We start from the raw sequence: 10466 nt of genomic DNA, 5'->3' as shown, positions 1-10466 counted from the left end.
CTAGCCTCCCTGCACGGTGTCGGCGGCCGCCCGGGCGGTGAGCGTCGGGCCGTGGCCGAGGAGCTTGAGGAGGTCCTCCGGCAGCGCGGTCGCGGGGGCGCCGGTGATGCCGAGGGCCGTGCCGGCGCGGCTGTCGCCGAGCGGGTAGGCGATGCCCTGATCGGTCACCAGGAACGTCTGCGCGTTGCCGTTCTGGCGGGCGAGCTGCTCCAGGTCGACGGCGAGCATGCCGCGGGTCGGCGGGACGAGCACGGTCCGGGTCCCGGTGGCGGCCTGGCCGCCCTCGACGACCAGCTGGCTGGTCAGCCTGGTGCCGTCCGCGCGCTGGCGCAGGCAGGCGGTCTGGGCGCCGGCGTCCAGGCCGGGGGCGCCGAGGACGTCCGGCAGCGCGGTGAGCAGCGACTGGTCGGGGGAGACGGGGGCGGCGGCGATGTCGGTGGCGCCGACGGTCAGGACGGCCGGGGCGCCGGGGCGGGCCGCCAGCAGGGCCGCGGCGGTGGCGCTGGCCGGGGCGACGCCGGCGTCGGTCATCACGTAGGAGTGCTGGACGCCGCCGGTGGCCGTGCGGAAGAGCTGGCCGACGGTGACCTCGTGTCCGGCGACCCGGCCGGCCGGCTTACCGGTGTCCGGGACGGCGGCGGCCAGCGGGGCGCCGGTGGGCAGGGCGCCGAGCCAGTTCTGCGGGGTGGGGACCGGGCGGTCGCCGTCCAGGCCGAGCGCGATGAGCGCGGTGTCGGAGGGCACGGGGTAGCGGACGCCGCGCCAGAGCAGCCAGTGCGAGCCGTCGGGGGCGGCGAGCAGCACCTGCCGGTCGTCGGGGAACGCGGCGGTCTGGCCGTCGGGGGCGAGGTCGAGCAGCTGGCCGCCCGCGAGGTCGGGCCGCAGGCACCAGGTCCAGGGGCCGGGCAGCAGGCCCGCGGGCGCGGGCAGCGAGTCGGGGGCGCCGGGGATGCCGACGGGGGCGCCGTGCGGGGTGGTGCCGAGTTCGGCGCCGGAGACGGTGTGGACGGCGCTGCTCTTGCCGCCGAGGAGGAGGGCGGAGGCGTAGTTGCGCACCGGCCGGAGCTGTCCGTCGAGGAGCAGGTACCGGTTGCCGGTCTGCTGCTCCACGATGATCGACCCGGGGTTGCGCCAACGGGTGTCCGCGACGGGCGCGATGAGCCCGTAGACGGCGAAGCCGACGCACAGCAGCACCACGACTCCGGCGCCGAGCACGGTGGCGAGCGTGGCCCGCCCGGTCGGTCCCTCGCCGCGGCCGACGTCGCCCCGGACGAGGGCGGTGGCCAGGCGGGCCATGGCGAAGCGGTACGCCTGGAGGTGGTCGCGTCGTGTCTGCATGCCCGGCCCCCGCTCAGCTCGCCAGCACGCGCAGCGCGCTGTAGACGTGCAGGGCCTGGAGGACCAGCGGCAGGAGGGCGATCACGGTGGCCGTCTCCAGGATGTCCCCGGCGTGCCCCCAGATCGGCAGCAGCCGGTCCGTCAGCCGGGGCGCGCGGACCAGCAGGAGGACGGCCGCGGCGAGCAGCGCGGCGGGCACCAGGATCCGGGCGGCGGTGCCGTGCGAGGCGGCGTGCGCCAGCAGGAGCAGTGCCAGGCCGAGCGTGCCGGCGAGCACGGCGCAGACCCGCTGCAGGACGCCGGTGAGCCCGCGCGAGCGCAGCAGCACCGCGCCGGCGAGGACCAGCGGCAGCACCCAGTTGATCCAGCCGGGCTCGCGCACCAGGAACCAGAAGGCCGCCGCGTACAGCACCGCCGACGCCAGGGCCAGCGCGTCCAGGTAGTCGTTGGCCGCCCCGGCGGCGCGCTCCAGGCGGGCCTGGGGTTCGGGGGTGATGTCCTGCTGGAGCTCCTCGGCGTCGTGCGGCAGGGCGGGCACCCGCACCCCGGCCAGCCGCAGCGCCAGCCGCGGGCCGAGCTGCCCGAGGACGAACAGGGCCGCCGCGACCACCGCGAGGGCCTGCGCGGTGTCCCAGTGCGCGACGTGGACCAGGCCGGCACCGGCCGCCGCCGCGACCGCGGTGAGCAGCGCGGTGCCCGGCAGCAGGAACGGCAGCGGACGGACGATCAGCAGGACGCCGCAGACGACGGCCGTGGCGACGGCGCCGGCGAGGACCTCGGCCGGGCCGAGCAGGAACGCGTGGTCGGGCCCGCCGCGGAAGGTGAGCCCGGCGAGGGCGGCGAGGGCCATGGCGCCGACGGCGGCGGTCAGCACGGTGCCGCGCCGCGCGCCGGGGCGGGTGCCCACCAGGCAGGCGGCCGCCAGCAGCGCGGCGGCGCTCACGCCGGTGGTGGCCGCGGTGAGCGGTCCCGGGCCGCCACTGAGCAGGGCGGCGGCGAGGACGGCCAGCAGCAGGGCCCCGGCCGCCAGCGCGAGGCGGACGGTGGCCACCGGCTGCCAGCGGTCCGTCCGGCCGCCGATCACCTGGGCCACGCCGTCGGCGACGTCGTCGAAGTGCAGCGCGGGCAGCGCGGCCTCGGCGGGCCGCAGGTGGAGCACGTCGCCGTGCTTCAGCCCGAGGCTCTCGGGGGTGCCGTCGGGGTCGAGGGGGTTCTCGCCGAGCCGCTGGAGCACCTGTACGGTGCCGCGCTCCTGCGGGCTCAGCGTCAGCCTGCCGAGGAGCACGGGGAGCAGGGCCGAGACGGGGGTGGAGACGGGGACGGAGACGTCGAAGCGGCCGTCGGTGTGGACGACGGTCAGCCGGCACACCTCGGTGACCGGCGGGGCACCGGCGGGCGCGGGGGTCGACATGCTGCTCCTGGACGGCGAAGAGGCGGAAGAGGCGGAAGGCACGGTGGACGGGGCGGTGGACGGGAGAGCGGCGGTCACGCGGGCGTCACCAGCCCGGTCTGGACGAGGCGCACCGCCCGGCGGGTGACGAGCTGGGCGCGCCCGGCGGGCAGCGTGCGCGGCTTGGCCTCGCCGAGGAACTTGCCCTCCTCCTTGGGGTAGGAGAAGAGCAGCGCCGGGTTGCCGAGCTCCCACATCCGCCGCAGGACGGGGTCGGTCATCGACCGCATCGCCCCCGAGGTGCTGCGGGCGATGATCACGTGCATCCCGATGTGCTGCCCCTGCGCGAGCAGCGGGACGAGCGGCGCCAGCGGGGTGGGTGCGCCGGGCGCCCCCGCGAGGAGGTCGTAGTCGTCGACGACGACGAACAGCCGCGGGCCCTCCCACCAGTCGCGCTGCGCCAGTTGCTCCGGGGTGATGTCCGGCCCGGGCACCCGCTTGCCCACCGAGTGGGCGGCGTTCGCAGCGAGCTGGGCGAGCGAGTCGCGGTCGACGACGTAGCCCGCCCGGTACTCCTCGGGGACGGAGGAGAGCAGGCCGCGCTCGGGGTCGGCGACGACGATCCGGGCCTCGTCGGTGCTGAAGCGCGAGGTGATCGCGCGGACGGCCAGGCGCAGCGCGTTGGTCTTGCCGGTCTCGCCGTCGCCGAACACCATGAGGTGCGGGCTGGTCGAGAAGTCGTGCCAGGTGGGCTCCAGGCGCTGCTCGTCCCAGCCGAGGCAGAGCCGCAGGTCACCCTCGGCGGGCGGCAGTTGGTCGGCCGGCAGCCGGGTAGGCAGCAGGCGCACGCCGGGGGCGGGGGAGCCGGTCCAGAAGGCGTCGATCTCGGCGACGGCCGCCTTGGTGGCCGGGGTGAGGTCGGCGGTCCCGCCGGAGCTGTCCAGGCGCGGCAGCGCGGACAGGAAGTGGTGGCCGCCGGCGCTCAGGCCGCGGCCGGGCTGGTGCGGGACGGCATTGGCGATCCGCGAGCCGACCTCGGACTCCAGCGCGTCGCCGAGGCGCAGTTCGAACTTGGTGCCGAGCAGGTCGCGCAGGCGGGGCCGCAGTTCGGACCAGCGCACCGCGGAGGCCAGCAGGTGCAGGCCGAAGGACAGGCCGCGGGCGGCCAGGTCGATGACCCTGGCCTCCAGGTCCTCGAAGTCCTGGCGCAGCGTCGACCAGCCGTCCACCACGAGGAAGACGTCGCCGTACGGGTCGTCGATCTCGCCGGCCGCGCGCAGCGCGCGGTAGGCGGCCATCGACTCCAGGCCGCGCGAGGTGAACTCGCGTTCGCGGCGCTCCAGCAGCTGCGTCAGCTCCTCCACCGTGCGCAGCACGCGGTCGCGCTCCAGCCGGGTGGCGACCGAGCCGACGTGCGGCAGGCCGGCGGTGGAGACGAGGCCGCCGCCGCCGAAGTCGAGGCAGTAGAACTGGATCTCGCCCGGGGTGTGGGTGAGCGCCAGCGACAGGATGAGGGTGCGGAGCAGGGTGGACTTGCCGGTCTGTGGGGCGCCGGCGAGCCCGACGTGGCCGTCGGCCCCGGACAGGTCGGCGACCAGCAGTTCGCGCAGCTGCTCGTAGGGGCGGTCGACGATGCCGAGCGGGACGCGCAGCGTGCCGAGCGACGGGTGGCCGGCGGCGCTCATGCCGCGGACCGGGTCCGGCACGATGCCGGGCAGCAACTCGTCCAGGCTGGGGGAGGCGGCCAGCGGCGGCAGCCAGACCTGCCGGGCCGGCGGCCCGCTCTCCTCTAGGCGGCCGACCAGCACCTCCAGGAGGCTCTCGGCGTTCGCCTGCTCGTCGGGCGCGGCGGCGGCGGCCGGTTCGGGACGGCCGGTCGGGGCGAGTGCGGCCAGCGACTCGTCGGTGCTCTCGGAGCGCAGCGCGCCCTGCCGCGCCAGGCCGAAGTCGGTCAGCACGCCGGACGCGCCGGCCTCCTGGGCGGGCTGCTCGTCGGCGGCGAGCGGCTCGGGCGCCGGTCCGGAGACGTAGGCGGCCTTGAACCGCACCAGGTTGGTGGTGTCGATCTTCAGGTAGCCGTTGCCCGGCGAGGACGGCAGCTCGTAGGCGCTGGCGACGCCGATCACGCTGCGCGACTCCATCGCGGAGAAGGTCCGCAGGGCGATCCGGTAGGAGAGGTGGCCCTCCACCTTGTGGATGCGGCTCTCGTCGAGGCGCTGCGAGGCGAGCAGCAGGTGCACGCCGAGGCTGCGCCCGAGCCGGCCGATGGAGACGAAGAGGTCCACGAACTCGGGCTTGCTGGCGAGCAGTTCGGAGAACTCGTCGACCACGATCAGCAGCGAGGGCAGCGGGGCGAGGCCGGCGCCGGCGGCCCGCGCCTTCTCGTAGTCGAAGAGCGAGGAGTACCCGGCCTCGCGCAGCAGCTCCTGGCGGCGGATCATCTCGCCGTTGATGGAGTCGCGCATGCGGTCGACGAGGTGGATCTCGTCGGCCAGGTTGGTGATGACCGCGGAGGTGTGCGGCAGGCGGTCCATGTGCAGGAAGGTCGCGCCGCCCTTGAAGTCCACCAGGACGAGGTTGAGCACCTCGGAGGAGTGGGTGGCGGCCAGGCCCATCACGAGGGTGCGCAGCAGCTCGCTCTTGCCGGAGCCGGTCGCGCCGATCAGCAGGCCGTGCGGGCCCATGCCGCCCTGCGCGGACTCCTTGAGGTCCAGCTCCACGACCTCGCCGTCGTCGGTGACACCGAGCGGCACGGTCAGGCGGGCGGACTGCACCTGCCGGGGCCGCCACTTGGCGGCGACGTCGAAGGTGTGCGGGTCGCGCAGGCCGAGCAGGGTGACGAGGTCGAGGTCCGATTCGAGCGGACGGTCGGCCAGGTCCACGCTGCCGCTCGTGCGCATCGGCGCCAGCGAGCGGGCCAGGGCCTCGGCGGCGGTGGCGGTGAGCGCGTCGGCGTCGGCCGAGTCGGTGTCCTCGCCGGAGGCGAACTCGACCTTCCCGTCGTTCACGGTCAGCCGCAGCACCTTGGGGCCGCCGGGCATCGTGCCGGTGACGTCGAGCAGCACGACGTTGCGCAGACCGCCGCCCGCCAGGCGGGAGTTGGCGGGGATCCGCACGCCCTGGGCGACGACCACGACGAACGGCTCGGCGACGCTGGGCGAGGCCGCCGGGTCGTGCTCGGGGCGGTCGCGGACCTCCTGGCCGAGCAGGTCCAGCAGGGTCTCGGGGTCCTCGGCGGCCAGGCGCGCCGGCCCGGCGGCGTCCTCCTCGCCGGGGTGGGCGTTGTGCGGCAGCCACTTCAGCCAGTCCCACTGCGCGCGGGCGCCCTCGTCGCCGAGGAACGCCACCCGCAGCTCGTCGGGGGAGTGCAGGACCGCCAGCTGCCCGACGATCGCCCGCGCGAGGCCCAGCGCGTCCTCGGCCGTGCCGGCGAACTCGACGCTGCTGAAACGGCGCAGACCCACCGGGACGGGCAGCCCGGGGACGCTCTGGTGGGCGTGCGTGAAGCGGCGCAGGGACACCGCGCACAGCGGCTCCAGGTCCTCGACCGGCTTGGTGCGCGGCGGCAGGAACTCCAGGGCGGCGCGGCGCGCGCCCAGCCCGATCCGCACCCGCGCGAAGTCCTCGTGCCCGGGGCGCCGCTCCCACAGCCGGGTGCCGCGGGCCAGCGCCCACAGCTCCGACGGGTCCGGGTGGTCCCACAGCACGGCGGCGCGCTGCTCGGCCGCGGCCTGCCGGGCCTGGACGCGCTTCTGCGTCAGGTAGCGGAGGTAGTCGCGGCGTTCGGCGCGCATCCGGCGCCGGCGCTCGGCGCCCGGGCGGCCGATCTGGGTCAGCGTCATGCTGACCATCGCGACGCCCATCATCCCGGACATCATGTAGGTCGACGCACCGCCGCCGCGCATGGAGAACATCAGCACCATCGCGCCGGCGCCCAGGCCCATCGGCAGGTACATCAGCGCGGAGCCGAGGTCGGGGGTGGCGGGCTCGCCCAGCACCGGGGGCTCGGCCAGTTCGATCTGCCCCTCGGGGAGCGGGGGGCCGTCGGCGCGAGGCGGGCGCTTGACGAGGACCGTGCTCAAATCCCGTACTCCGTTTCCTCTTCTCCGCGGAGGAATGAGCTTGCCCCCAGTCGATCAACGTGGGATACGCGCGTGGTCTACGCGGCCGGGGGCCGCCTCGGCGGCGGGTTGCGGTGCGGCGAAGAGCGCCGGATATCGGACGGATATCGGGGGCTGGGAGGCTGTGGCCGCAAGCGGTGCCGTGCACGCGGCCGCCGCGAGGGGAATCCGCGCTCACGAAGATGCGTGCGGGAGCAGCGAAGGAACTCGCGCGCACGAAGATGCGCGCGGGAGCAGTGAGGAGGGCCGGCGACATGAAGGTCTGGAACAACACCGGGTCCTGACCCCGGCGGGTCGCTGCCCGCCGGGGTCGCCGTTCCGGCCCCGGCGGGCCGGGGTGTGTCCTACGCGACGCCCACGACGTACCCGGTCTTCGCCGGTGATGCGGGTGCGTCGGCCGAACCGTCCAGCCGGGCCAGCACCCGCCGCACGTCCTCGGCGTCGGGCAGTCCGAGCCCGTCGAACAGCGCCTGCGCCTCGCGCAGCCGGTCGAGGGCCTCCTCGGTGCGGCCGAGGCCGTCGAGCGTCCTGGCGACGATCACCAGGGCGTGGCCCCGGTCCCGCTCGGCGGCGAGCTCCCGGCAGTCGGCCAGGGCCCGCAGCGCCTGGTCGAGGGCCTCCTCGTGACGGTCCAGCAGGCGCAGCGTGTCGGCCAGGCGGTAGCGGGCCTGCGCCTCGCGCAGCGGGATCCCCGCGGCCCGGCAGATCCGCAGGCACTCCTCCAGCGCGGTGACGGCCTGCTGGTGCTCGCCGAGCTCGTGCGAGGCCAGGCCGAGCACGTAGAGGGCGTAGGACAGGCCGGTCCACTCCTCCGCGTCGGTCAGGCCCGGCAGCAGGCGGCGGCAGGCGGCGGCGGCCTCGGCGGGCCGGCCGTCGCGCACCTGGGCGAGCGCCGAGTTGAGCGCCGTCGTCGTGTGCCCGTCGCGGTGGCCGAGCGCGCGGGCCAGCGAGTTCGCCTCGTCGTAGAGGCGCACCGCCTCCTGGTAGCGGTGCTGGAACTGCGCGAGCAGGCCGAGGTCATTCAGCGCCTGCTGCAGCACCACCACGTCGCCGCCGGCCCGGCAGGCGTCGGCCGCGCGGCGGCTGTGCTCGGCGGCCTCGTCCAGCCGGGCCGCCTGGACGGCGAGGTTGCCGCGGACGAACTCGGCGCGGCCCAGCGAGCGCTGATCGCCGAGCGCGTCGGCCGCCTGGGCGACGGCCGCGGCGGCGTCGGCGAGACGCCCGTAGCGCGGGTCGGCGTCGAACGGGCTGAGCGCGACCAGCAGGTCGGCGGCGGCCCGGACGTCCTCGACCGGCGCCGCCCGGCCGGCCGTCGCGAGGACCGCGGTGATGGCCGCCTCGAACTCCTCGGCCACCCAGTCGGCCGCCGCCTGGGCGTCCTCGAAGGCGGGGCCCGGGGTGAGCGCGGGGGCGAGGGCGGGGGTGAGCGCGGTGCCGATCGGATCGCCGGGCACCAGCCGCTGGAAGGCGGCGCCGGCGTTCGCCAGCAGGAAATGCAGGTGGTGGCGCTGCGCCGTGGCCTGCTCCTCGGCCTGCTCCTCGGCGCCGTCGGGGCCGTCGGGGCCGGTGATCTGGAGGGCGAAGACCCGCAGCAGGTCGTGGTAGCGGTAGCGGCCGGGCCGCGGGGCGGTGAGCATGCCGGCGTCGACCAGCGACTCCAGCAGGTCCTCGGCCCGGCGCGGCCCGGTCCCGAGGACGGCCGCCGCGGCCCGTGCGCCGATGTCCGGCCGGCACACCGCGGCGACCACTCGGAACGCGTCGGCCTGCTCCGCCGTCAACTGGCGGTAGCCCCACTCGAAGGCGCCCGCCACGGCCAGGTCGCCCAGCCGGAGCTCGGCCATCCGGTCCTGCTCGGCGGCCAGCCGGTCGGCGAGCCGGGCCACCGTCCAGGCCGGGCGCGAGGCCAGCCGGGCCGCCACGATCCGCACCGCCAGCGGGAGCCGCCCGCAGTGGCGGATCAGCTCGCCGACGGCCGTCGGGTCGGCGGCGACCCGCTCGGCGCCGGCCGTGCGGGCCAGCAGCCTGCGCGCCTCGGCGACGCTGAACACGTCCAGGTCGACCTGGACGGCGGTGGCCAGGCCGAACAGCCGGGCGCGGCCGGTCACGAGGACGGCGCAGCGGGCCGAGCCGGGCAGCAGCGGGCGGACCTGGGCGGCGTCCCTGGCGTTGTCGAGCACGACCAGCACCCGGCGGACGTCCAGCAGCGAGCGGAAGAGCCGGGCCCGGTCCTCCAGCGCCTCCGGGACGGCGCCCGGCGCGATGCCGAGGGCGGTCAGGAAGCTGGCCAGCAGGACGTTCGGGTCGGCCGGCGTGTCCTGGTCGCCGCGCAGGTCCGCGTACAGCTGGCCGTCGGGGAAGCCGGCGCGCAGCCGGTGGGCGACCCGCAGGGCCAGCGCCGTCTTGCCCACCCCGCCCATCCCGGAGACCGCCGCGATGTGCAGTGCGGAATCCCCGGCCGGCTCGCGCACGGCCGCGGTCAGCGCGGTGTGCAGCGCCTCGAGTTCGGCCTCCCGCCCGGTGAAGTCGGCGATGTCGGCCGGGAGTTGGGCCGGCACCGGGCCGGGCTGCACGGCCGGTGCCGGACGCGTGGCGGCCGTACCGAGCAGGGTGGGGTCGTTGCGCAGGATCCGCTGGTGGATCTCGCGCAGCTCCGGTCCCGGGTCGACGCCCAGCTCCTCGGCGAGCAGCCGGCGGGCCCGGTCGTAGAGCGCGAGCGCGTCGGCCTGGCAGCCGCTCTGGTAGAGCGCCCGCATCAGGAGCGCGTACGGCCGCTCGCGCAGCGGGTGTTCGGCGGTGAGGTCGCGCAGCACCGGGATGGCGAGGGCGGTGTCGCCCAGCTCCAGGTCCAGGCCGCAGCGCTCCTCCAGCAGGCTGGTCCGCAGCTCCCCGAGCCGGGTGCGCTGCTGCTCGGCGAACGGTCCGGGCACCCCGGTGAGCGGCTCGCCGCCCCACAGCTCCAGCGCCTCGGCGAACAGCCGCCGCACCTGCGCGGGTTCTTCACCGCCGCGCGCCGCGCCCATCGCGGCGGCGGCCAGCTTCTCCATGTGCAGCGCGTCCACGGCCCCGGCCTGCACGACGGTGCGGTAGCCGTCGCCCACCGAGGTGAGGATCACCGGTGCGTCACTGTCGTGCTCCAGGACCTTGCGCCACCGCCAGGCGTACGTGCGCAGCATGGCGGACGCGCTGGCGGGCGCCTCGTCGCCCCACAGTGCCTCGATGAGTTCTCCGGCGCCGGCCGCCCGGCCGTCGCGCAACAACAGTGCGGCCAGCATCGCCTGCTGCAGCGGCGATCCGACCGGTAGCCCCTCGTCCCCGTACTGTGCCCGCATCGTGCCCAGCAGGAAGAACCGGACGGGATGGATCATGGACTGCGGTCCCCTCGTGCGTGACGCCCAGGCGTCCCGGTGAGGGCCCGTGGCCGCCATGTCCGATGTGTGGTCCCGGGTTCCCCGCCTCCCCGAGGGGCGTCATTATTCGTATTACTAGCACACCTTTGTCATGGCACCGCATCTCGGTGATCGTGACCCTTGACGCGGCGTCAGCGTTCGTTCACGATCGATGGCCGCGCTGCCGCAGGCCTCCCGGAATGCGCGCCGATCGGGCCGGAAAGGCGGAGT

General features: G+C 76.0%; 4 protein-coding genes. All 4 read right to left on the bottom strand.

What is annotated here, in order from left to right; translation table 11 throughout:
* Positions 1–1338 (bottom strand): type VII secretion protein EccB, encoded by a 1338-nt coding sequence (gene eccB, locus ACFVU9_RS19450; protein ID WP_380444701.1) that lies wholly within the window; start codon positions 1336–1338, stop codon positions 1–3.
* A gap of 13 nt (positions 1339–1351) precedes the next feature.
* Positions 1352–2749 (bottom strand): type VII secretion integral membrane protein EccD, encoded by a 1398-nt coding sequence (gene eccD / locus ACFVU9_RS19445; RefSeq protein WP_387594700.1) that lies wholly within the window; start codon positions 2747–2749, stop codon positions 1352–1354.
* Between the two features lie 74 nt (positions 2750–2823).
* Positions 2824–6810: a type VII secretion protein EccCa gene (gene eccCa, locus ACFVU9_RS19440; RefSeq protein WP_387594697.1), complete on the bottom strand. Its 3987-nt coding sequence runs from the start codon at positions 6808–6810 to the stop codon at positions 2824–2826.
* Positions 6811–7193: 383 nt separating this feature from the next.
* Positions 7194–10214, bottom strand: a complete 3021-nt coding sequence (locus ACFVU9_RS19435) for a BTAD domain-containing putative transcriptional regulator (RefSeq protein ID WP_387594694.1) — start codon at positions 10212–10214, stop codon at positions 7194–7196.
* Between the last annotated feature and the right edge of the window lie 252 nt (positions 10215–10466).

The organism is Kitasatospora sp. NPDC057936 (assembly GCF_042887525.1).
Lineage (GTDB): Bacteria > Actinomycetota > Actinomycetes > Streptomycetales > Streptomycetaceae > Kitasatospora.
The sequence above is the reverse complement of the archived record's forward strand: the minus strand, read 5'-3'. Positions and strand labels throughout refer to the sequence as shown.

Coding starts and splice junctions, on each gene's coding strand:
- ACFVU9_RS19435 (WP_387594694.1), bottom strand. CDS start 10,214: ATGATCCATCCCGTCCGGTTCTTCCTGCTGGGCACGATGCGGGCACAG.
- eccB (WP_380444701.1), bottom strand. CDS start 1,338: ATGCAGACACGACGCGACCACCTCCAGGCGTACCGCTTCGCCATGGCC.
- eccD (WP_387594700.1), bottom strand. CDS start 2,749: ATGTCGACCCCCGCGCCCGCCGGTGCCCCGCCGGTCACCGAGGTGTGC.